A 21008-nucleotide genomic window follows, 5' to 3' on the forward strand; every position below is an offset into this window, starting at 1 on the left:
AGGGCAGATGTGCAGGGCAGTCCCCGATTCTAATGAAACTGCGCTCAGCCCGGGGGCTGCAGCGGGGCCAGAAGCGAGGTTTTTTGCAGCCGGGTCGGCTCGAAGGCGGCGGCCGCGTGCTGCAGCGCCTCGGCAACGCTGGTTGCAGCATCCAGGGCAGGCGGCGGCTGGCCCAATGCCGCCCACAGCCAGCGCAGCACGGGCAGGGGCTGGGCGCTGTCCACGGGGATGGCGGCCTGCGACTTGGACAGCTTCTGTCCGGCACTGTCCAGCAGCAACGGCAGGTGCAGATAGTGCGGGGTGGGCAGGCACAGCGCCTGCTGCAGCAGGATCTGCCGGGCAGTGGAGTCGATCAGGTCAGCGCCACGTACCACGTGGGTGATGCCCTGATCGGCGTCGTCCACCACCACGGCCAGCTGATAGGCCCAATAACCATCGGCGCGCAGCAGGACCACGTCGCCGACGTCGCGGTCCACGTCCTGTTGCTGCCGGCCCTGCAGGGCGTCGTCGAAGCTGACGTGGCTGCCGTCGGCCACGCGTAGACGGATTGCTGGTTGCGGGCGCTGTTGGCTGGCAGCGCAGTGGCGGTGGATGCCGCCCTGGCTGGCGAGGTCGGCGCGGCTGCAGTGGCAGGCAAAGGCCTTGCCCTGATCCAGCAGTTGTTCGATGGCTGCCTGGTAAAGGGCGTTGCGCTGGCTCTGGAATTGCACCGGCAAGTCCGACGTCAGTCCGAACGCGCTGAGCGTGGCCAGCTGTGAATCGACCGCGCCGGGGACTTCACGAGGGGGGTCTACGTCCTCCACGCGCACCAGCCAGTGGCCACCGGCATGGCGGGCCAGCAACCAGCTGCCGAAGGCGGCCAGCATGGAACCCAGGTGCAAAGGGCCGGTCGGGGAGGGCGCAAAGCGGCCGCGGTAGGGAATAGCTGGCATCGAAACTGAATCGTCGGTCAGATTAATGCTTGAATTCAAGCTGTCTGCGCCGCAAATTGCCTCTATCTCCAATCCTTATGGATCTGTTTCCCATGTTTACCCGTATCGGGCTGTTTCTTCTGACCAACTTGGCAGTGCTGGCATTGGCCAGCGTCGTCATGTCTCTGCTGGGGACTGACCCCTCGAAGATGAGCGGCTTGCTGGTCATGGCGGCCATCTTTGGCTTCGGTGGCTCGATCATCTCGCTGCTGCTGTCCAAGTTCATGGCCAAGCGCGGCACCGGCGCGGTCGTGATCACCGAGCCGCGCAACCAGACCGAGCGCTGGCTGCTGGACACCGTGGCCCGCCAGGCCAAGGCGGCCGGCATCGGCATGCCGGAAGTGGCGGTGTACGACGCTCCCGAGATCAATGCCTTTGCGACCGGCGCCAACCGCAACAACGCACTGGTGGCGGTGTCCACCGGCCTGCTGCACAACATGAGCGAGGACGAGGCCGAGGCGGTGCTGGGCCATGAAATCGCCCACGTTGCCAATGGCGACATGATCACCATGGCGCTGCTGCAGGGCGTGTTGAACACCTTCGTCATCGTGCTGGCGCGCGTGGTCGGCGGCATCATCGACAGTGCGCTGTCGGGCAATCGCGAAGGCGGCGGCCGTGGTTTTGCGTACTACATCATCGTGTTCGTGCTTGAGATGGTGTTCGGCCTGTTCGCAACGATGATCGCGATGTGGTTCTCGCGCCGTCGCGAGTTCCGCGCCGACCACGGCGGTGCGTCGCTGGCGGGTCGCCAGAAGATGATCGCCGCACTGGAGCGCTTGAAGCTCAACCACGGCCAGAGCACCTTGCCGACCCAGATCGCGGCATTCGGTATTGCCGGCTCCACGGCCAAGAAGTTGTTCTTGAGCCATCCGCCGCTGGAAGAGCGTATCGCCGCGCTGCGTTCCTCGACGGTGGCCTGAGCCGGCAATTGAAGCTGCTGCGCGCAGCGCGTGCGGCAACTGTCCCGGTTCCAGCACGGTTCGCAAGTGATTGACGACAACGCCCCGTAAGGGGCGTTGTCTGTTTTGCCGCCGCGGCTGTAGCTGTGCCCTCGTCGCTGACTGTGCATGCACGTAGCAGTTTTGCTTTTTGCCGTCCGTAGAAACCAGACACTTGTATTCTCGGTCCACGGGTTTGTGTCTACCCTTCTGGGCACTGCAGACGAATGGGGAGCATGTGGTGCAGGACGCGCAATATTGGGCAATGGAATTCTGGAATGGGCTGAGCGTGCTGGATTTGATCGGCGGCTCATTGCTTGGAGCGGTTCTTGGGCTGGCCTTGGGTGTGGCAGTGTGGATCGCTCTGGCGCGAAGGGGGGGCCTTGCCCGACGACGGCGTTGGCATCACTGGCTGATTGCCAGCTATGTGGTGGTGTTGCCGCTGCTGTTTGCCTTCATTGGGTTGCAGGTTGGGCTGGTTGCTGGTGGGCAGCGTGCGCTGTACAAACAGATCGATCACTTCCAGCCACATCTGCAGGCTGCGACCGAGCATTGGCTGCTCGAATTCGGGCAGTCGCTGGATACGCCGGAGTTGGAGGCAATGCTGCGCGATGATGTCACCGCGCACGATGCCGCGCGCATGGCCGTGGAGTCCTATCTGAGTGAGCATCGGCTGGCCGACGTGAGCATGCTCAGTGGCGAAAGCATGCCGCAACGCTTGGCGCGCAAGGGCATCGAGCACCTGCGCAGCGAAGTGATGCTGCAATGGGTGGAGGACAGCCTGGTGAAGGAGGTTGGTGGCCGCAGTGGGCTTGATAAAGCCGTGTTCCGCGAGGCGCTGGGCATGCGCATGAGCGAGCTGCTGCATACCAAGGGCGTGATCCGTCTATTGAAGGCGCAGATCAGCTCGATGATGCCGGGTATCTACTTTGGCTTGCTGTTGCCGCTGCTGATCGTGATGGCGCTGGTGGTGCTGGAGATCTGGTTGGCCGCCCGCCATGGCTGGGGCCGGCAGCCTGTGGCGGGTGCGGTGGTTCCTGCGGTGCCGGCTGGCTGATTGGCCCGACGTTGTGGGAGCCGCGTCAGCTGCGAAGCCGGCATTGCTGGGGCGCCGGCGGCTTGTGTCATCTGATGGATTTCCTGCTTCGCGGCTTGCGCAGCTCCCACAAGACAATCGGTGAACAGAGCTTTACCCACAAAAAATCCGATGCCAGGAGCCTGGCATCGGATTTCGAATGACTCGCTGCTTGTGGCAGCTGAATCAGAACTTCGGGTCGAACTCGGCAGCGTAGCCGGTGTTGACGATGACCTTCTGCAGGGCCTCGCACACCTTGATATTGCCGGCCACGACCTGCTGGGTCTCCGGGCCGCGCGAGTCCATGCGGTCCAGTGGCGCGCCGCGGTAGTTGCAGACCTTGCCGCCGGCTTCGCGAACCAGCAGCACGCCGGCAGCGATGTCCCATGCCTTCACGCCAGCCTCGAAGTAGGCGTCGGCACGGCCGCAGGCCACGTAGGCCAGGTCCAGCGCGGCTGAGCCGGTGCGGCGCACGTCTTCAGCCTGCACCAGCAGGGTATCGACGGTCTTGAGCTGGGTGCTGGCACGGCTGCGTTCGCGCGGGGCGAAGCCGGTGTGGATCATCGTGCCTTCCAGGTCCTTGCGGTCGGCCACGCGCAGGCGGCGGTCGTTGAGCACGGCGCCATTGCCCTTGGAGGCAGTGAACAGCTCGTTGCGCAGCGGATCGAAGATCACCGCATCGGTCGGCTCGCCGTTTTCAACCAGGGCGATGGAGACGCAGTAGTGCGGGAAGCCGCGCAGGTAGTTGCTGGTGCCATCGAGCGGGTCGATCACCCACATCATGCGGTTGACGCCCTGGATGCCACCTTCTTCACCGAAGATGCCGTATTCCGGATAGGCGCGCTTGAGTTCCTTGACGATTACCTTTTCAGCGTCGGCATCGACTTCGCTGGCGTAATCCATCCGACCCTTCTGTACCACGTTCAGGGCTTCAAGCTTGTTGATGTTGCGGAGCAGGACGTTGCCGGCGAGGCGGGCGGCCTTGACCATGACGGTTACGGCGGGTTTCTGCATGGCGAAAGGCTCCCGTGAAGGCAGAGATCGGATTGGCGGGGGAAAAGAGCGGGTCCGGCGCATTGACCGGCCGCGCAGTTTACCATCTACAGCTGTCTCGCTCCTGATTTTTTAACGCCATGTCTGTTTCCGCTCATATTCGCTTCGTTCTTGTTGGCACCCAGCACCCCGGCAACATCGGCGCGGCGGCCCGTGCGATGAAGACCATGGGGCTGGCACGGCTGGTCCTGGTGGCCCCGGAAAAGCCCCTGGACGAGGACGCCTTCCGGCGCTCGGCCGGTGCCGAGGACGTGCTCGGCGATGCGCCGGTGTTCGCCAGCCTTGCCGAAGCGGTGGCCGATTGCCGCCTGGTGATGGGCTGTACCGCGCGCGCGCGGCGGGTGCAGCTGGAAGAGCTGCTGCCGGAAGTGGCCGGACAACGCGCCGTGGCCAAGGCAGCCGAACCGGCGGAAGTGGCCTTTGTGTTCGGTCGCGAGCGCACCGGTTTGACCAATGAGGAGCTGCAGCTCTGCCATGCCGCCGTGCACATCCCGTCCGATCCCGAGTTCAGCTCGCTGAACCTGGCCGCCGCGGTCCAGGTCCTGGCCTACGAGGTTCGCATGGCGGTGCTGGAAGCGCAGCCCGGCGTGGCAGCGCCGGTAGTGGCTGAGCCTGGCCGCGACGAAGCCCCTGCCAGCCATGCCCAGTTGGAAGGGATGTTCGGCCAGCTGGGCGATACCCTGGACCAGATTGACTTCCACAAGGGCCGCGCTCCGGAATCGGCCATGCGCAAGCTCCGTCGTCTGTTCATGAAAGCTGACCTGTCCGAACAGGAGGTCAGGCTGATGCGCGGCATCCTGTCCGATGCCCAGCGCATGGCCCGACTGGCCTCGACAGACAAGGGCTGAGGACTGCATCACGCTTTGCTAAAAGCGGTACTCTGTGGGGATGGATTAGGGGGTGTCGTTTTGGGTGTCTTGCGATGGCTTTGGGGAGCCGCACTGACACTGGCTGCACTGCAGCCCGTAGCGGTGGCGGCGGTTGATCGTTCGGTATTGGTCTTGGGGCGGATCAGCGATGATCCGAAGTCGCATTACGACCAACTCAAGCCACTGCTGGACTATGTGGTGCCGCGCATGCGCGATGTCGGGATCGTCGAAGGACGCATCCTGATGGCCAAGGACGCGCAGCAGATGGGCAGCTATCTGCGGCGCGGCCGGGTCGATTGGGTCACCGAGACTTCGGGCACGGCGATGGCGCTGGGCCAGCGGGCGGGCGCCAAGCCCTTGCTGCTGACCGAGCGCAATGGCGTGGGCACGTATCACAGCGTGTTCTTCGTGCGCCGCGACAGCCCGATCACCACGCTGGAGGGGTTGCGCGGGCGTACCCTGGCACTGCAGAGCGCGCTGTCCACCAGTGCCTACCTGGTGCCGGCCATGGAGCTGCTCGACCACGACCTGCAGCCTGAAATCCTGCTGGACCCGCGCGACACCCCGGTCGAGGACTCGGTGGGGTATGTGTTCGTGCGCACGGAACTGAACATCTCCACCTATGTACACAAGCGGGTGGTGGATGCCGGGGTGATCAGCAGCATCGACTGGAGTGACGACCAGGCCATGCCGCCAGCCTTCCGCCAGGACATGCGGGTGCTGTATCGCAGCGAGCCGATCCCGCGTGCAGTGGAAATGGTGCGCGCCGACCTCGATCCGGCGGTACGTGATCGCCTGCAGCAGGTGTTGCTGCAGGCCAGTAGTGACCCGGTGGCCGGGCCGGCGCTGGCCAAGTTTTTTGGAACCACGGGCTTTCACCCCGTCGACCCGGACAACCTGCGCGCGCTGGAGCGTCTGCGCCGTGGTCTGGTCCGTATCCGGATGGAGGTGGAATGAGCACGCCCCGGTTTGGATTGCAGGCCCGCTTCCTGGCAGGCAGTGCCGTGGTGCTGCTGGTGGTGGTGGCGATTGTCGGGCTGATGCTGGTGCGCCAGGCTGCTGCCCAGCGCGAGGCCTTGCGCAACAGTGGCGAGGTGCTGAGCCAGGTGTTCGACCAGGGCGTGCGTGAGCGCGGCACCGCCCTGGCCAATGCCTTGGCCGATACGCTGATAAATCCACTGTATTACGCCGATTTTGCTGCCATCGGTGCAGCGGTGCGCAATACGGCGCGGCAGAAGTCGGTCAGCTACGTGCTGGTCTACGACCCGGAAGGGCGGCTGATCCATGATGGTTCGTTCGATGTGGCCGGTTATGGCCAGCCGATGAATGACCCCTTTGCCAACGCGGCGGTGCGTTCGCGCAAACCGCTGGTGCAGGAGTCGCCGTCGATACTCGAGGTCGATGTACCGCTGGCGATTGGTGACCAGCCGCTGGGCGGGCTGCGTGTAGGCATGAACCTGGCGCCGGTGCGTGCCCAGGAAGCCAAGTCCATGCAGGCGCTGGAACAGCGCATGCAGGAGACACAGCGGCGGGAACTGGGCTGGGCCTTGGGCCTGATGCTGCTGTTGCTCGGTTTTGTCTGCGTAATGGCGTTCTACGTGCAGTACACGCTGGTGCGGCCGATCCGCTGGTTGGGCGCGGCGGCGCAGCGTATCGAGCGCGGCGATTACCTGATCGAGGCGCAGGCGACCCGACGCGGCGACGAGGTCGGGGAGTTGCTGCGCACCTTCGATCGGATGAGCCAGAGCATTGCCCGGCACGATCGTGACGTGCGCCAGATGGCCTATACCGATGCACTCACCGGCTTGACCAACCGGCTCGCTTTCCGTGAAGCCCTGGACCACCGCTTGCTGCGCGCGCAGGCGGCTGGGCGTGGGTTGGCGCTGCTGTTCATTGATATCGATGAGTTCAAGCGGGTCAATGACACGCTGGGGCATGAGGCCGGCGACGATGCCCTGCTGCAGTTTGCGCAGCACATCTCCAGCGCCGTTGAGCAGATTGGTGGGGACGACGCCTTGCTGGCGCGGTTCGGCGGTGATGAGTTCGTCATCCTGATCAGCCAGGGCCAAAGCAGCGCTGCCGAGATCGCCAAGCAGCTGGCCGAGCGGCTGGTGGTTGATCTGGGCAAGCCGCTGCACGTGCAGCAGCGCGAGATCTTCCTCGGTAGCTCGATTGGCATCACCTTGTTCCCGGAGGATGCAGTTGACGCCACCGCGCTGCTGAAAAATGGCGATATCGCGATGTACCAGGCCAAATTGGCCGGCAAGAACTGTTTCCGTTACTACAACCTGGCCATGGACCATGCGGTGGAGCGGCGCCTGCACCTGGAGCAGGAACTGCGTGGAGCCTGGGAGCGCAACGAGCTGCGTCTGGTTTACCAGCCGATCTTCCGCACCCGCGATCGCATGCTGTGTGGCGTGGAGGTGCTGCTGCGCTGGGATCACCCGGCGCTGGGCGCAATCCCACCGTCGGTGTTCATCGACGTGGCCGAGCAGAGCGGCCTGATCCAGATGATCGGCCCCAAGGTGTTGCGCGCGGCCTGTGAGCAGGCCCAGCAGTGGCCGCGCAATGCGCTGGGCGAGGAGTTGTTCATCTCGGTCAATGTCTCGCCCAAGCAACTGCGTAACGGTGACCTGCTGCAGGAGGTTGAAAGCAGCTTGCTCGGATCGGGGCTGGCGGCCTCGCGCCTGCATCTGGAACTGACCGAAACGGCGGTCATCGGCGATGAGATGCTGGCGGTGTCCCTGCTGGAAAAGCTGCACCGGGCCGGGGTGAAGGTGTGGCTGGACGACTTCGGCACCGGCTTCTCCGGGCTCAGCCACCTGCGCCAGGTACCGGTGGACGGGGTCAAGATCGACCGCAGCTTTGTTGCCGACATGGAGCGCGATCCCGACGATCTGGCCTTGACCACGGCCATCATCGCCATGGCCCACGCGCTGGGCATTACCGTGGTGGCCGAGGGGGTGGAGCAGGAGGCGCAGTTCGAGCTGCTCAGCCAGCGAGGCTGCGATCTGGTCCAGGGTTACTGGCTGGGACGGCCGTTGGAGGCGGCTGGCCTGGTGAGCCTGCTCGAACGCGGTGCGATGGCGGCGGTGCGCTGACCTGGCCGCCTGGTTGGCCCGCGGAAACCCGGCCGCTCTGTCTCAGAGCGGTCGCTTGCTGGTGTCGCCGGCGATCTCGCGCACCAGCTTGGGCACCAGATAACCGGACAGCCGGGCCATCAGCGCGGCGTGCAGGGCCAGCGCCTGCTCGTCACTGACTTCAAAGTGGGCCGCGCCTTGTACCTTGTCCAGCTGGTACAGGTAGTAAGGCATCACGCCGGCAGCAAAGCTGCGCTCGCTCAATGCCGCCAGTGCGTCCAGCTCGTCGTTGACGCCGCGTAGCAATACCGCCTGGTTGAGCAGTTGTGCGCCGGTGCGGCGGATGCGGGCCAGGGCGGCATCCACCTGGGCGTCGAATTCATTGGCATGGTTGGCATGCAGCACGAAGGCCACCGGCCAGGGCAGGCTGGCCAGCCATTGCACCAGGCCGTCGTCCACGCGCTCGGGCAGGACCACCGGCAGGCGGCTGTGGATGCGCAGGCGTTTGATGTGCGGGATGGCGGCCAGGGCATCGGTCAGCTCGGCCAGCTTGGAGGTGTTCAGCGACAGCGGGTCGCCACCGGAGAGGATGACCTCGTCGATGCCCGGGTCGGCGGCGATCGCCGCCACCGCCTCGCGCCAGCCGCCCTTGGCGGCGTTCTCGCCGGCATAGTCGAAGTGGCGGCGGAAGCAGTAACGGCAGTTGATCGCGCAGCTGCCGGTGGTGACCAGCAGGGCGCGGCCGCGGTACTTCTGGATCACGCCGGTGGCTTTCTTGGCCGCACCGTCGCCGACGGCGTCGAAGCTGAACCCGGGCACGATCTGCATCTCGTCGGTGATCGGCAATACCTGTCGCAGCAGGGGGTCGGTCGGGTCGCCAGGGCGCATGCGGGCGACAAAGCCGCGCGGCACCCGCAGCGCGAACTGCGCCAGTGCCTCGGCCGAAACCCCGACCGCTTCGGCATCCAGTCCCAGCATGGCCAGCAGCTCCGCCGGATCGCGGATGGCCTGGCGCCAGTGCGCCTGCCAGCGGTCGTCGGGCAGGGTCAGGATGGCTTTTTCTGGAGTGAGGGCGGGGGCTGCGGTTATCATTGGCGGTCAGAAAAACAGATGGCCCACCAGACGGCGGGCGTTCCATTCTAATCCGGCCGTCCGCAACACGCGGCGGTTTTGCCAATTCAGGAGTTTCAGCATGGCCAGTTACGGCATGAACGACGTAAAGAACGGGATGAAAATCCTGGTCAACAACCAGCCGGCTGTCATCATCGACACCGAATACGTCAAGCCGGGCAAGGGCCAGGCCTTCACCCGCGTGAAGTACCGCCTGATCAAGGACGGCCGTACCCAGGAAGTGACCATGAAGTCGACCGATTCGCTGGATGCAGCGGACGTGGTCGATACCGACATGAACTTCATGTACAGCGATGGCGAGTACTGGCACTTCATGGACCCGGAATCCTTCGAGCAGGTGCAGGCTGACAAGGCCGGCATGAACGGCGCCGAGAAGTGGCTCAAGGGCGAAGAGTCCTGCGTGGTGACCCTGTGGAACGGCACCCCGATCGACGTGACCCCGCCGAACTTCGTCGAGCTGAAGATCGTCGAGACCGATCCGGGCGTGCGTGGTGACACCTCGGGCGGCGGCGGCAAGCCGGCCACCCTGGAGTCGGGCGCCGTGGTGCGCGTGCCGCTGTTCGTCAACCAGGATGAAATCATCCGCGTTGATACGCGTTCGGGCGAATACTCAGCCCGCGTCAAGTGACGTAATGGCGCGTTTGCGCAAGCGCAAACGCTTTTGCCATTACGTCATCCCCGCGCAGGCGGGGATCGCTCTTGCCTTGGCTTTGGCTCCAGCACTTGCGCTGGCTCCGGCATTTGCATCGGCTGGTCATCCCCGCGCAGGCGGGGGGCGCTCTGGCTTCGGCATTTGCCTTTGCGCGATCCCCGCCAAGGCCGGCATAGCGACGCAGGTAACATTGGGCTTCGGGCGACCTTAGGGAAGCTCGAAGCCTTTTTCGCATCCAGCCTTGGCTGGATGAATACAGCAACAGATCCAGAGGTGAGCCGGCATGAGTGATATCCAACCCCAGCAATGCGATCTGTTGATCGAAGCCGGTTACGTGGTGCCGGTAGAGCCGCATGCAGTGGTGCTTGAGGACCACGCGGTGGCGGTCAGCAACGGTGTCATCGTCGCGGTGCTGCCGCGTACCGAGGCCCGCGCGCGTTTCAGCGCCAGGCAGGTCGTATCGCGCCCGGAAGCGGCGCTGATCCCGGGCCTGGTCAATGCCCACACCCATAACCCGATGACGCTGCTGCGCGGCGTTGCCGACGACCTGCCGCTGATGACCTGGTTGCGCGAGCACATCTGGCCGGTGGAAGCGGCGGTGATCGGGCCGGAATTCGTTGCCGACGGCACCACCCTGGCCATCGCCGAGATGTTGCGCGGTGGCACCACCTGTGCGAACGAAAACTACTTCTTCGCCGACGTACAGGCCGCCGTCTACAAGAAGCATGGCTTCCGTGCGCTGGTGGGCTCGGTGATCATCGATTTCCCCAGCGCCTGGGCCAGGACCGACGACGAGTACTTCGCCCGCGCCACCGAACTGCACGATACCTGGCGCGACGATGCGCTGATCGGCACCGCCTTCGCGCCGCATGCGCCGTACACGGTGAGCGATGCCAATTTCGAGCGGGTGCGGATGCTGTCCGACCAGCTCGACAGCCGCGTTCACCTGCACACGCATGAGACCGCACAGGAAATCACCGATTCCATCGCGCTGCACGGGCAGCGCCCATTGGCGCGACTGGATCGCCTTGGCCTGGTCAACGAGCGCCTGATCGCGGTGCACATGACCCAGCTGACCGAGGCCGAGATCCACCTGTGCGGCGAGCGTGGGGTCAGCGTGGTGCATTGCCCGGAATCCAACCTGAAGCTGGCGTCGGGCTTCTGCCCGGCCTGTGCGCTGGTCAGGGCCGGCGTCAATCTGGCGATCGGCACCGACGGCTGCGCCAGCAACAACGATCTGGACATGTTCAGCGAGAACCGCACCGCGGCCATCCTCGCCAAGGCCGTGGCCAATGACGCCACCGCCCTGGACGCGGCCACCACGTTGCGTGCGTCGACGCTGGGCGGCGCACGCGCGCTGGGTTTCGGCGACCGCATCGGCTCGATCGAAGTCGGCAAGCAGGCCGATCTGGCCTGCGTGGACCTGTCCGCGCTGGAGACCCAGCCGCTGCATCATGTGCTGTCACAGCTGGTGTATGCCGCTGGCCGTCACCAGGTCAGCGACGTGTGGATCGCCGGCAAGCCCAAGCTGGTCCAGCGTCAGCTGGTCGACATGGACATTGCCGCGATCACCGCCAATGCGCGCCAGTGGCGCGACCGCATCCGTACCATCCGCGCCTGACCGCGCAACCGGCCGCCCCACGCGGCCGCACGAGGAAACCGATATGAGTGCAGCTTCCACCTCCACCAATTTCGATCAGGCCGAACTGGACAAGTTCGCCGCATTGGCCACCCGCTGGTGGGACGCCGACGGCCCGCAGAAGCCGCTGCACGCACTGAATCCGGTGCGCCTGAAGTATGTGGCTGATCGCGCGCCCCTGCGCGGCGCCAAGGTGCTGGATATCGGCTGCGGCGGCGGCCTGCTCAGCGAAGCGCTGGCAAAGGAAGGCGCGCAGGTTACCGCCATCGACCTGGCCCCGGAGCTGGTGAAGGTCGCGCGCTTGCACGGTCTGGAATCCGGCGTCAGCGTTGATTACCGGGTGCAGGCAGCCGAGGACCTGGCCGCAGAACAGCCGGGCAGCTACGACGTGGTGACCTGCATGGAGATGCTGGAGCACGTACCGGACCCGGGCGCGATCATCGCTGCCTGCCATCGCCTGCTGCGTCCGGGTGGCAAGCTGTTCCTGTCCACCATCAACCGCACCCCGGCGGCGTTTGCGGTCGCCATCGTCGGTGCCGAGTACATCGCCCGGCTGCTGCCCAAGGGCACGCACCACTACCAGGAATTCATCAAGCCAGCCGAGCTGGGCGCATGGCTGCGCGCTGCTGATTTCTCGCTGCAGGACGTCAGTGGCATGGCCTACGAGCCGTGGCGCAATCGCGCCCGCCTGAGCAGCCGCACCGACATCAACTACCTGGCCTACGCGGTCAAGCCGGAACAGGCATGAGTGCGGGCAGGTTCCCGGCAGCGGTGCTGTTCGACCTGGACGGCACCTTGCTGGACAGCGCGCCGGACTTCGTCGTTACCGCCAACCGCATGCTGCAGGCTCGCGGCATGGGCAAGGTGACGCTGGAGCAGCTGCGCCCGGCGGTGTCCAAGGGCGCGCGGGCGATGCTGACGGTTGCCTTCCCGCACATGGCCGATGCCGAACGGCATGCGCTGGTGCCGGAGTTCCTCGAAATCTACGAGGCGCTGATCGGCCAGTACGCGACGCTCTTCGATGGCGTTGAGACCATGCTGCAGGCGCTGGAAAACGCGGGCACCACCTGGGGCATCGTGACCAACAAGCCGGAGTACCTGGCCCGCCTGATCCTGCCGCAGCTCGGCTGGGAGCAGCGCTGCGCGGTGCTGATCGGTGGCGACACCCTGGCCGAGCGCAAGCCGCACCCGTTGCCGCTGGAGGTGGCTGCGCAGCGGATCAATACCGCCGCCAGTGCCTGCGTCTATGTCGGCGACGACGAGCGCGACATCATCGCCGCGCGCGCTGCGGGGATGCCGTCGGTGGCCGTGTTGTGGGGTTACCGTCCCGAAGGGGATGACCCGTCGACGTGGCAGGCCGACGGTATTTGTGAGCTACCGCAGGAACTTTGGCAGCCAGCCGCATGGCCAGCTACCCAACCGGCTTCGGCCTGATTCAACAACGAGGTTTGATGTGAGCAGTGCGCTGGACAGCTTCCTGGACAAGTGGCGTGAGCGTTGGCCGGAATGGGCCTTCGTGGAGCGCTTTGTCGATGAGGCCGATCGTGAGCGCAGCGTGGCCTGGTTCGCGCTGTTGCAGGAATTCGATGACATCTTGAACGCCAGTGGCGACACCACGCCACAGGACGCCAAGCTGGCCTGGTGGGGCGAGGAGCTGCGCAGCTGGGAGCTGCAGCGCTCGCGGCATCCGCTGGGCCGCGTGCTGGAGCCGGTGCGTGCACCGTGGGCACAGTTGGCCGATGCCTTGCCGAGCTTGATCGACGCGCGTGATCCTGTGGCCGATGCCGCGCAGGCGCGCAAGGGGTTGGCGCAGTACGCCGCGGCGGCGGCGGCGGTGGAGGCGGCGATGTTTGGTAGCAAGCCGTCACCGTCTGCTGCCGAGGCGTTGACCACGCAGATGCTGGCGCTGCGCCTGCAGGAACAGGCGGCTTCGGTGCCGCAGGCCTTCAGCAATGAAATGGAATGGGACAAGGCCCTGCAGGCGGCTTGGCCGTCGCGCGTTGCCGGCCCACGTCCACGTCGCGTCTATGCCGTGCTGGCGCGTGGTCGCCAGCAGGCGCGCATTCGTGGCGGTGAGTACCAGCCGAGCCCGGCGGGCCTGCTGTGGCGTAGCTGGTGGGCTGCGCGGGGCTGAGGCGATAGGGCGGAGTCTGCAGGAGTCGCTCCCTTCTCCCGTTTACGGGAGAAGGTGCCCGAAGGGCGGATGAGGGGGCTCTGCGCTGTTGATCTATTTGCTTCGCGGCTTGCGTTGCTCCCACGGGTAGAGCCGAGCCAAGCTCGGCTGAGGCTCTGCCGGGAAGGCCTTTTCCGAGCCTGGCTCGGCCCGACAGGTGAAGCCTTTGCCGAGCATGGCTCGGCGCTACAGGTGGAGCATCTGCCGAGCATGGCTCGGCGCTACAGGCGCTTTGCCCTATTTGCCGCGTTCCAGCACCAGCAGCGGGTCGATGCGGGTGTCGAACCAGTTCATGCCCCAGTGCAGGTGCGGGCCGGTTGCGCGGCCGGTTGCGCCAACTGCGGCGATGCTCTGCCCTTGTTCGATCCTGTCGCCGACCTTCACGTCGATCCGCGACAGGTGCAGGAAGTTGGAGCTGATGCCGAAGCCGTGGTCCAGCACCAAGGTGCCGCCAGTCAGGTACAGGTCCGGGCCCACAAATGTCACCACGCCGGCTGCCGGCGCCTTCACCGGCGTACCGGTGGGCACGGCGATATCCATGCCCGAATGGCCGCTGCCCGGCTGTCCGTTGTAGACGCGGGCATTGCCGAAGCGGCCGCTGATGCGGCCCTGCACCGGCCAGATGAAGGTCTGGGTGAAGTCGGTGCGGTTGTCGTCGCGCTTGCGCGATTCGGTCACCTGCGCCTGCTCACGGGCAATGCGTTCGGCGATTGCCGGCGGCGGATTCACCGTCTTCGGCGGTACGCCGTTGACCCGTTCCACCGGCCAGTCGCGCGCAGCGACCGCAATCGAAACGCTCTCGCTGCCGCCATCCGGGCGCTGCACCTGTACCTGCAGCGGACCTTTCTCATCGCGGCCGATACCGAACACCACGCTGCCGTAGCCACTGACCCGCAGCTCGCGACCCGCGTAGCGGACCGTGCTGCCGGCCGGGACCTTGCCGATCACCATTGCGCCCTGTGAGGCACTGGCAGGGAACACGACCCGGTTGTCGAGCAGGTTGCCGATGCCATCCTGGGCCTGCGCGGGCAGGGCGGTGAGCAGGGGCGCTGCAAGCAGCAGCGCACCCATCATCAGGACCGAACGCATCAACGGTCGTAGGTCATGCGCTGGCCGGCCGGTGCGCCCACCAGCTTGCTGCCGTCCCATACCTGCTGGCCATTGACCCAGGTGGAAGCGATGCGCGAGCGGAAGGTGGTGCCTTCGAACGGCGACCAGCCGCACTTGGACAGCACGTCCTCACGCTTGACCGTGAACGGCACGTCCTCGACCAGCACCAGGTCGGCGAAGTAACCCTCGCGCAGGAAGCCGCGTTCTTCGACGTCGAACAGCTGTGCCGGGGCGTGGGCGAACTTCTGCACCACCTGTTCGCGGCTCAGCTTGCCTTCGTGCACGCGCTCCAGCGCGGCAACCAGCGCGTACTGGACCAGCGGCAGGCCGGACGGCGCCTGAGCGTACGGCTTCTGCTTCTCTTCCCAGGTGTGCGGGGCATGGTCGGTGGCCAGTACGTCGAGCACGTCATCGGCCAGGGCGGCAGTGATGGCCTCGCGGTCGGACACTTCCTTGATCGCCGGGTTGCACTTGATCAGGTTGCCCTTGGTGGCATAGTCCGGGCGCGCGAAATGCAGGAAGTGCACGCAGGTCTCGGCGGTGATCTGCTTGCGGCTGCCGTCGGCCCGGATCAGCGGCCCCTTCTCGAACAGCGCCAATTCATCTGCGGTGGAGATATGCAGCACGTGCAGGCGGGTGCCGTGCTTGCGTGCCAGCGACATCGCCAGCCGGGTGGACTTTATGCAGGCCTCGCGCGAGCGGATGTCCGGGTGCATGTCCGGGGTCAAGGCGTCGCCGTATTTCTCCTGGAACGCCTTCATGTTGGCGTCGATCATCGGCGTGTCTTCGCAGTGCGTGATGATCGGGGTCGGGCATTCGCGGAAGATCGCGTCCAGGGTTTCCGGGTTGTCGACCAGCATGTTGCCGGTGGAGGCTCCCATGAACACCTTCACGCCCGGCGCCTTCTTCGGGTCGAGCACGCGGATTGCTTCCAGGTTGTCGTTGCTGGCGCCGTGGTAGAAGCCGTAATTGGCCCAGGCGCGGCCCTTCGCCAGCTCGTACTTGGCTTCGAGGATGGTCGAGTCCAGGGTTGGCGGGTTGGTGTTGGGCATGTCCATGAAGCTGGTCAGGCCGCCGGCCACCGCGGCAGCCGACTCGCTGGCGATGTCGCCCTTGTGGGTCAGGCCGGGTTCGCGGAAGTGCACCTGGTCGTCGATCATGCCCGGCAGCAGCCAACGGCCAGCCGCGTCCACCACCTGCTCGCCGTCGCGCGGGGTCAGGCCACTGCCGATCTGCGCGATACGGTCGTTCTCGATGCGCAGGTCGCCGTCGAAGGTACGGCCTTCGTTGACCATGCGGGCATTGCGGATAAGCGTGGAGGACATGTCAGTGTTTTCCTGTGCAGCGGCAAGAGGGGGAATCGGCGCGCTCCGGGACCGGATCCAGTCCGCCCGGGTGGAACGGATGGCAGCGCCCCAGCCGGCGCAGGGTAAGCCAACACCCCCGTAGCGGACCGTGTATACGGATCGCGTCCATGGAGTATTCCGAGCAGCTGGGATAGAAACGGCAGCGCGGCCCGAGCAGGGGGCTGATGAAGCGCTTGTAGGAGCGCAGTACGGCAATGAGGAGTCGGCCGATCACGGTTGAATGATAAGCCACTTGGCAAGCGAGCAGGATTTGTCGCAGGATGCGGGATGGCGCCGGTAAAGACGACGTGCTTTCCGCTGCCAGCCAGGGGCGATGGCGCGCCTGGTTACGTTCCGAACTGCGCGAAACGGTCCGGTGACGCCACCGGACCTGGACTGCACGGGTCGGGCATCCGTTCACATACGGTGCCCGGCGCGGTTGCTGCTGCTGGTCGGGTAGGCTATAAAGGCCCGCTTTCCCGGGCCCCGGGGGAAACAAGGAAGAGCGTTTCGTGGCTGCTAAAAAACCTGCAAAAAAGGCCGTCAAGGTCGCCAAGAAAACCGCCAAACCTGTAGTCAAGAAGGCGGTGTCCAAGCCGGTTGCAAGCAAGCCGGTGGCCAAGGCTGCCAAGCCGGCCGCGAAGAAAGCACCCGCCACCAAGGCGGTTGCAAAGAAAACGCCGGTCAAGCCAGCAGCACCTGCCAGCAAACCCGTCGCCAAGAAGGCTGCGGTTAAGACGGCAGTCGCTAAAAAGGCGGCCCCTGCCAAGAAGGCGGCGGTCAAGAAGGTGACCAAGCCGGTTGCCGCGCCAGTTGCCAAGAAAGCAGCTGCGCCGGTTGCCAAGGCCACCAAGCCCGTTGCCAAACCCGTAGTCAAGAAGGCGGCCGAACCAGTGGCTGCCAAACCGCTCAAGACTGCTGTCAAACCCGTGGTCAAGTCCGTACCGAAGCCTGCTGCAAAGCCGGCGGCGGCCAAGTCTGTCCCGGTCGAAGTCGCCAAGACGGCCCCAGCTCCGGCACCTGCGCCGGTTGCTGCCAAGCCGGCTCCAGCGGCCAAGGCCCCGCAATCCAAGAATCCCGTGCCTGTTTCGAAATCCAACGTCAAAACTCCCGTCAAATCCACCGCTCCTGTTGCCGTCCGTCCCGTGGGCAAGGTTGCAGTCGCTGTAACCGCGCGTTCGACCGCCCCGGCACCGCGCAGCAAGTACAAGGTTGTCGAATACAACGTCGACGAGGCCACTGGCCGTCCGATCCTGCCGGCTGGCTACAAGCCGTCTGCAGATGAGGAATACATGAGCACGCTGCAGCAGGAGTACTTCCGCCAGCGCCTGCTCAACTGGCGTGCGGACCTGGTCGAGGAATCGAAGCAGACCATCGAGAACCTGCGCGAGGAAGTGCGTGACATCGGCGATGAAGCCGAGCGTGCAACCCGTGAGACGGAAAATTCGCTGGAACTGCGTACCCGCGACCGTTACCGCAAGCTGATCGGCAAGATCGACAGCACGCTGAAGCGTCTGGAAGCCGGCGACTATGGTTTCTGCGTGGATACCGGCGAGGACATCGGTCTGGATCGCCTGGAAGCCCGCCTCACCGCCGAACGCACGATTGATGCGCAGGAGCGTTGGGAGCACCTGCAGAAGCAGCAGGGCGACTGAGGCCTGCCGCAGCTGTTGAACACAGGAACCCCGCTTCGGCGGGGTTTTTGTTGGCCGCTGCTTCAGCCTGTCTGGTTGCTGGAGCTCGAATCGGGCGTGGCGAGTAGCTGCTCCCGGCGCGGTGGCGCGTCGGCTACGAGGGCGCAGGGCCGGGCTGGCCTCCTGCGGGCATCCAGTTCAAGGGGTATTTGACTGACGCATCCCGCCTGCTTGCCCGCTGCGGATCGTCAGAATGTCGCTGCGGGAATCTATGATGGGGCAACTTCCGGCCAAGGCATGGACAGATGGCAGCGCAATCAGTTGGCCCTTCGCAGGTTTCCGGCACAGAGAGCGGGGCGTCCTCGGACGGCAGCCCGCTCAGCCTCCTGAGCCGACATCAGCGGTTGCTGCTATACGTTGGCGGGCTGGTGACTTCATTGGTACTGATTGCCGTCACCGTGGTGATGGTGCAATCGCAGGTAAAGGACTATGTCGCCGGTCGCCATACCGAATACGTACTGCGCAGGACAACGTTGCGGGCGATGTTTGCGGTACGTGAAGCGTCACTCCGTATCGGTGTGCGGCAGGAGGAGTACGTGTGGTCGATGCGGCAGGAGCCGGATCCCTCGCTGATGAAGCGCTTCGCCGATGCGAACGGACGGATGGTCCTGCAACGGAACAGCAGCCTCCCGCCTGCACTTGTCATCGGCGACATCAGCCTGGATTACCCGGCTGAGCGTTTCGGCGCCTACCTGCGGATGGCGGACGATGTGAGCTACCAGTCGGGTGCGTATTCCCAGGAGCTGGCAGCAGCGGGCTACCTCTTCAGTCCCGATCGGCGCTTCATCGTCCTGGGGCCGCTACCTGACGGTGCGGTAGCGCAGCAGATGAAGGAGGCGAGCGCTGCCAGTCTGCTTGAGCGCATCGTGCCGGACCTTGGGGATCTGGGCACGCCGGCGGCCCAAGCTCGCCTGCTCGATACCAAGGTCCCCCTGTGGTTGCCACCTGAGCCGGATCCACTGACCGGCATCTCCTCGATACGGCTCGTGCAGGGCGCGGCGTCGGAAGGCAAGCTTTTTGCCGTGTTCGTGGCATCCTATCCGACCCAGATGCTGGCACCGTTGCTGGCTGGCGAGGATCCGAACGAGGCATCGCTCATTGTCGGCCCAACAGGGGAGCTTCTGCTCGGCTCGGCAAAGGAGGGCACCACGGCTGACGTGCTGCGTATTTCGAGTGGCGTTCCGCACGAGGCGTTGCAGAGGCTGAGCTATCGCGACGGCTACTTCATCGTCAGTGACGAAATATCCAGTTCGGGCTGGAGGTTGTTGCATGCCTTCTCATGGCGCACGGTCATGGCGGCATTGTGGCCTCGCCTGGTCAGCTACATCGGTGCAATGCTGTTGATGATTGGTTTTGTATGGACGGTGCTGCTGCTCATTGACCGGAAGGTGTTCAAGCCAGGCTTCGCGCGCTCACAGCGCATCATCGAGAGTGAGGATCTCAATCGAACGATTGTGACCACCGCGCCCTTTGGCTTGGCACTGCTTTCCGTGTCCAGTGGTCAGGTCCTGTTGCAGAACGCCACGATGCTTGATTATGCGGAAGCCGCGCGGCGAGGCGATCCGCCCTTGCATAGCCGCTTTCTTGCGCTGTTCAACAGTGTCACGGGTGGTGGTCAAAGTGAGCGGGAGTTCGAGCTTGCCTTGGAAGATGGGTCCAGCTGCGATCTATTGGTCAGCAGTGTGCGTACCAAGTACCTGGGTCTGGATGTCCTTCTGTGCAACTTCAAGGACATCACCCTGCGCAAGAAAACCCAGCACGAGCTGGAGCAAGCCCGCCAGTTGGCCGAGGATGCCAGCCATGCGAAGTCCGCATTTCTGGCGACGATGAGCCATGAGATACGGACGCCGCTCAATACCATTCTTGGGAACCTCGAGTTGCTGGAGCGCACGCCGCTTTCGGAAGATCAGCTGCAGCAGCTGCGAATCGTGGCGTCATCGTCTTCGACCTTGCTGGGCGTCATCAACGACATTCTGGACTTCTCGAAAGTCGAATCCGGCCAGATGAGTATCGAGGCGATCAGTTTCGATATGAAAGCGCTGGCACAACAGGCAGTTGAGTTCTTTCTGCCATCTGCACACGCTAAAGGGCTGCAGCTGGACCTGAGCATGGATGATTCACTTGCGGCGGCGTATATCGGCGATCCCATCCGCATTCGGCAGATCATCTATAACCTGCTCGGCAATGCCATCAAGTTCACGGAACAAGGTGACGTGTTGCTGGAGATCTATCTGCGGGACGAGCATCGACGGGATTCGGATATTGTTATCGGCGTCAGTGATACCGGCATAGGCATGACTCCGGAACAGCAGAAGTCGCTGTTCCAGACCTTCAGCCAGGCAGACTCAACCATCACCCGTCGTTATGGTGGTAGCGGCCTGGGCTTGGCGCTGTGCCGTCGTCTGGCCGACCTGATGAACGGGACGATCAGCGTGCACAGCGAGGCCGGTGCCGGTAGCACGTTCCTGGTTACCCTGCCTCTGCCGGCGAGTGAGGACGCTCCCGTGCAGCTCGAAGCCGCTGCCGCGGCCAAGCCATCCGAGGCCGTTGCATCATCGGGCTTGCGGATGTTGGTGGTTGATGACCATCCGGCCAACCGGCAGCTGATACGCCTTCAGTTGCAGACATTGGGCCATGTGTCGGATCAGGCAGGGGATGGTCATGAGGCACTCATCCTGCTCGCTGAACGGGAGTACGACCTGGTGATGACGGACCTCAACATGCCGGGCATGGACGGCTATACATTGGCGCGCAAATTGCGGGAACAGGGTGCTGGCATCCCGATAATTGCGATCACCGCGCATGCCTCCGAACGCGATCGCCAGCGCTGCAAGGACATCGGCATCGATGAGGTCGCTACCAAGCCTATTCTGCTGGACGCGCTGGACAAGATGATTCGGCGGCACCTGCATGGCAGGCAGTCGTCACTTGAAGCTAGGAAGGAGGGCGGCTTGATGAAAGGTCCCCTGCCTGTGGAAGTGCATCAGGCGCTGCTCGATTCGCTGGACGATTCGCTGCACAGCTTGCATGACGAGTTGGCGGCTTTCACCGCGGCTGCGGCGATGACCAACACCGGCCGGGCGCGGATTGGCGCGGAGCTGCACTCGATCCGTGGCGCATTTGCGATGATTCATGCGACAGAGGTTGCTGATGCCTGCGGGGATCTTGAGCGGCTTCTTGGCCAAGGTGACTTCAGTTCGCTCGCTGCAGGCATCGAAGCACTGGATGCCAGTTCCCATGCTGTGCTCAGGCAGCGCTCACCCTCATCATGAGCAGC

The 21008-nt window shown here is 64.5% G+C and carries 18 protein-coding genes; 12 read left to right on the forward strand and 6 right to left on the reverse strand.

Annotated features, from left to right (window positions below; all coding sequences use genetic code 11):
- Nucleotides 1-44 precede the first annotated feature (44 nt).
- On the reverse strand, nt 45-932 hold the full coding sequence (gene gluQRS / locus AC1VWL_RS03860; protein WP_482985830.1) for a tRNA glutamyl-Q(34) synthetase GluQRS: 888 nt from the start codon (nt 930-932) through the stop codon (nt 45-47).
- 92 nt (nt 933-1024) lie between these two features.
- On the opposite strand from gluQRS, the gene htpX reads away from it, so the two are divergent.
- The gene (htpX, locus tag AC1VWL_RS03865) at nt 1025-1891 is read left to right on the forward strand and encodes a protease HtpX (protein ID WP_296248767.1); all 867 of its coding nucleotides are present in this window, start codon (nt 1025-1027) and stop codon (nt 1889-1891) included.
- Nucleotides 1892-2174: 283 nt separating this feature from the next.
- Complete coding sequence (locus AC1VWL_RS03870; protein WP_481533025.1) at nt 2175-2966, forward strand: hypothetical protein; 792 nt, start codon at nt 2175-2177, stop codon at nt 2964-2966.
- Between the two features lie 204 nt (nt 2967-3170).
- Here AC1VWL_RS03870 and AC1VWL_RS03875 read toward each other — a convergent pair whose 3' ends face one another.
- A complete protein-coding gene (locus AC1VWL_RS03875) occupies nt 3171-3998 on the reverse strand; it encodes an inositol monophosphatase family protein (protein WP_282266749.1) in 828 nt (275 codons plus the stop codon).
- 119 nt (nt 3999-4117) lie between these two features.
- Between AC1VWL_RS03875 and AC1VWL_RS03880 the strand changes: the two genes are divergently transcribed.
- From AC1VWL_RS03880 to AC1VWL_RS03890, 3 genes are read left to right on the forward strand one after another with little or no spacing between them, the layout of a single operon-like run.
- Nucleotides 4118-4885 carry an RNA methyltransferase gene (locus tag AC1VWL_RS03880; protein ID WP_482985831.1) on the forward strand — a complete coding sequence of 256 codons (768 nt, stop codon included), beginning with the start codon at nt 4118-4120 and terminating at the stop codon, nt 4883-4885.
- 60 nt (nt 4886-4945) lie between these two features.
- On the forward strand, nt 4946-5863 hold the full coding sequence (locus tag AC1VWL_RS03885; protein WP_482985832.1) for a phosphate/phosphite/phosphonate ABC transporter substrate-binding protein: 918 nt from the start codon (nt 4946-4948) through the stop codon (nt 5861-5863).
- Entirely contained in the window at nt 5860-8007 is a 2148-nt protein-coding gene (locus tag AC1VWL_RS03890; RefSeq protein WP_482985833.1) for a putative bifunctional diguanylate cyclase/phosphodiesterase, read from the forward strand. The genes AC1VWL_RS03885 and AC1VWL_RS03890 overlap by 4 nt, the downstream gene beginning before the upstream one ends.
- 42 nt (nt 8008-8049) lie before the next feature.
- Here the strand turns inward: AC1VWL_RS03890 and epmB are convergent, their stop codons facing one another.
- Nucleotides 8050-9078, reverse strand: coding sequence for an EF-P beta-lysylation protein EpmB (epmB, locus tag AC1VWL_RS03895; RefSeq protein WP_482985834.1), 1029 nt, complete (start codon nt 9076-9078; stop codon nt 8050-8052).
- Between the two features lie 100 nt (nt 9079-9178).
- Between epmB and efp the strand changes: the two genes are divergently transcribed.
- From efp to AC1VWL_RS03920, 5 genes are all read left to right on the forward strand, one after another.
- Entirely contained in the window at nt 9179-9745 is a 567-nt protein-coding gene (gene efp, locus AC1VWL_RS03900) for an elongation factor P (RefSeq protein WP_282266739.1), read from the forward strand.
- 307 nt (nt 9746-10052) lie between these two features.
- Entirely contained in the window at nt 10053-11390 is a 1338-nt protein-coding gene (locus tag AC1VWL_RS03905) for a TRZ/ATZ family hydrolase (RefSeq protein ID WP_481533030.1), read from the forward strand.
- 43 nt (nt 11391-11433) lie between these two features.
- Nucleotides 11434-12156 (forward strand): bifunctional 2-polyprenyl-6-hydroxyphenol methylase/3-demethylubiquinol 3-O-methyltransferase UbiG, encoded by a 723-nt coding sequence (gene ubiG, locus AC1VWL_RS03910; protein ID WP_282266737.1) that lies wholly within the window; start codon nt 11434-11436, stop codon nt 12154-12156.
- Entirely contained in the window at nt 12153-12842 is a 690-nt protein-coding gene (locus AC1VWL_RS03915) for a phosphoglycolate phosphatase (protein ID WP_482985835.1), read from the forward strand. Before ubiG ends, AC1VWL_RS03915 begins: the two co-directional genes overlap by 4 nt.
- Before the next feature lie 19 nt (nt 12843-12861).
- Nucleotides 12862-13542 (forward strand): phytoene/squalene synthase family protein, encoded by a 681-nt coding sequence (locus AC1VWL_RS03920; protein ID WP_482985836.1) that lies wholly within the window; start codon nt 12862-12864, stop codon nt 13540-13542.
- Nucleotides 13543-13818: 276 nt separating this feature from the next.
- On the opposite strand, the gene AC1VWL_RS03925 is transcribed toward AC1VWL_RS03920, so the two are convergent.
- The 3 genes from AC1VWL_RS03925 to yidD are packed head-to-tail and all read right to left on the reverse strand — an operon-like array spanning nt 13819 to nt 16290.
- Nucleotides 13819-14670, reverse strand: a complete 852-nt coding sequence (locus AC1VWL_RS03925; protein ID WP_482985837.1) for a M23 family metallopeptidase — start codon at nt 14668-14670, stop codon at nt 13819-13821.
- Nucleotides 14670-16016: a dihydroorotase gene (locus AC1VWL_RS03930; RefSeq protein WP_482985838.1), complete on the reverse strand. Its 1347-nt coding sequence runs from the start codon at nt 16014-16016 to the stop codon at nt 14670-14672. Before AC1VWL_RS03930 ends, AC1VWL_RS03925 begins: the two co-directional genes overlap by 1 nt.
- A 1-nt stretch (nt 16017) precedes the next feature.
- Complete coding sequence (gene yidD, locus AC1VWL_RS03935; RefSeq protein WP_282269833.1) at nt 16018-16290, reverse strand: membrane protein insertion efficiency factor YidD; 273 nt, start codon at nt 16288-16290, stop codon at nt 16018-16020.
- Between the two features lie 259 nt (nt 16291-16549).
- On the opposite strand from yidD, the gene dksA reads away from it, so the two are divergent.
- Both dksA and AC1VWL_RS03945 read left to right on the forward strand, forming a co-directional pair.
- Nucleotides 16550-17692, forward strand: coding sequence for an RNA polymerase-binding protein DksA (gene dksA / locus AC1VWL_RS03940; protein WP_482985839.1), 1143 nt, complete (start codon nt 16550-16552; stop codon nt 17690-17692).
- Between the two features lie 284 nt (nt 17693-17976).
- Complete coding sequence (locus AC1VWL_RS03945) at nt 17977-21003, forward strand: ATP-binding protein (protein WP_482985840.1); 3027 nt, start codon at nt 17977-17979, stop codon at nt 21001-21003.
- Nucleotides 21004-21008 lie beyond the last annotated feature (5 nt).

This window comes from Stenotrophomonas sp. STEN063 (genome assembly GCF_056854515.1).

Excerpts from the sequence above, each read along its gene's own strand:
- AC1VWL_RS03915 (WP_482985835.1), top strand. The coding sequence starts at position 12,153 with ATGAGTGCGGGCAGGTTCCCGGCAGCGGTGCTGTTCGACCTGGACGGC.
- AC1VWL_RS03945 (WP_482985840.1), top strand. The coding sequence starts at position 17,977 with ATGGCAGCGCAATCAGTTGGCCCTTCGCAGGTTTCCGGCACAGAGAGC.
- efp (WP_282266739.1), top strand. The coding sequence starts at position 9,179 with ATGGCCAGTTACGGCATGAACGACGTAAAGAACGGGATGAAAATCCTG.
- ubiG (WP_282266737.1), top strand. The coding sequence starts at position 11,434 with ATGAGTGCAGCTTCCACCTCCACCAATTTCGATCAGGCCGAACTGGAC.
- AC1VWL_RS03925 (WP_482985837.1), bottom strand. The coding sequence starts at position 14,670 with ATGCGTTCGGTCCTGATGATGGGTGCGCTGCTGCTTGCAGCGCCCCTG.
- AC1VWL_RS03930 (WP_482985838.1), bottom strand. The coding sequence starts at position 16,016 with ATGTCCTCCACGCTTATCCGCAATGCCCGCATGGTCAACGAAGGCCGT.
- AC1VWL_RS03890 (WP_482985833.1), top strand. The coding sequence starts at position 5,860 with ATGAGCACGCCCCGGTTTGGATTGCAGGCCCGCTTCCTGGCAGGCAGT.
- htpX (WP_296248767.1), top strand. The coding sequence starts at position 1,025 with ATGTTTACCCGTATCGGGCTGTTTCTTCTGACCAACTTGGCAGTGCTG.
- AC1VWL_RS03875 (WP_282266749.1), bottom strand. The coding sequence starts at position 3,998 with ATGCAGAAACCCGCCGTAACCGTCATGGTCAAGGCCGCCCGCCTCGCC.
- AC1VWL_RS03870 (WP_481533025.1), top strand. The coding sequence starts at position 2,175 with ATGGAATTCTGGAATGGGCTGAGCGTGCTGGATTTGATCGGCGGCTCA.
- AC1VWL_RS03905 (WP_481533030.1), top strand. The coding sequence starts at position 10,053 with ATGAGTGATATCCAACCCCAGCAATGCGATCTGTTGATCGAAGCCGGT.
- AC1VWL_RS03880 (WP_482985831.1), top strand. The coding sequence starts at position 4,118 with ATGTCTGTTTCCGCTCATATTCGCTTCGTTCTTGTTGGCACCCAGCAC.
- epmB (WP_482985834.1), bottom strand. The coding sequence starts at position 9,078 with ATGATAACCGCAGCCCCCGCCCTCACTCCAGAAAAAGCCATCCTGACC.
- gluQRS (WP_482985830.1), bottom strand. The coding sequence starts at position 932 with ATGCCAGCTATTCCCTACCGCGGCCGCTTTGCGCCCTCCCCGACCGGC.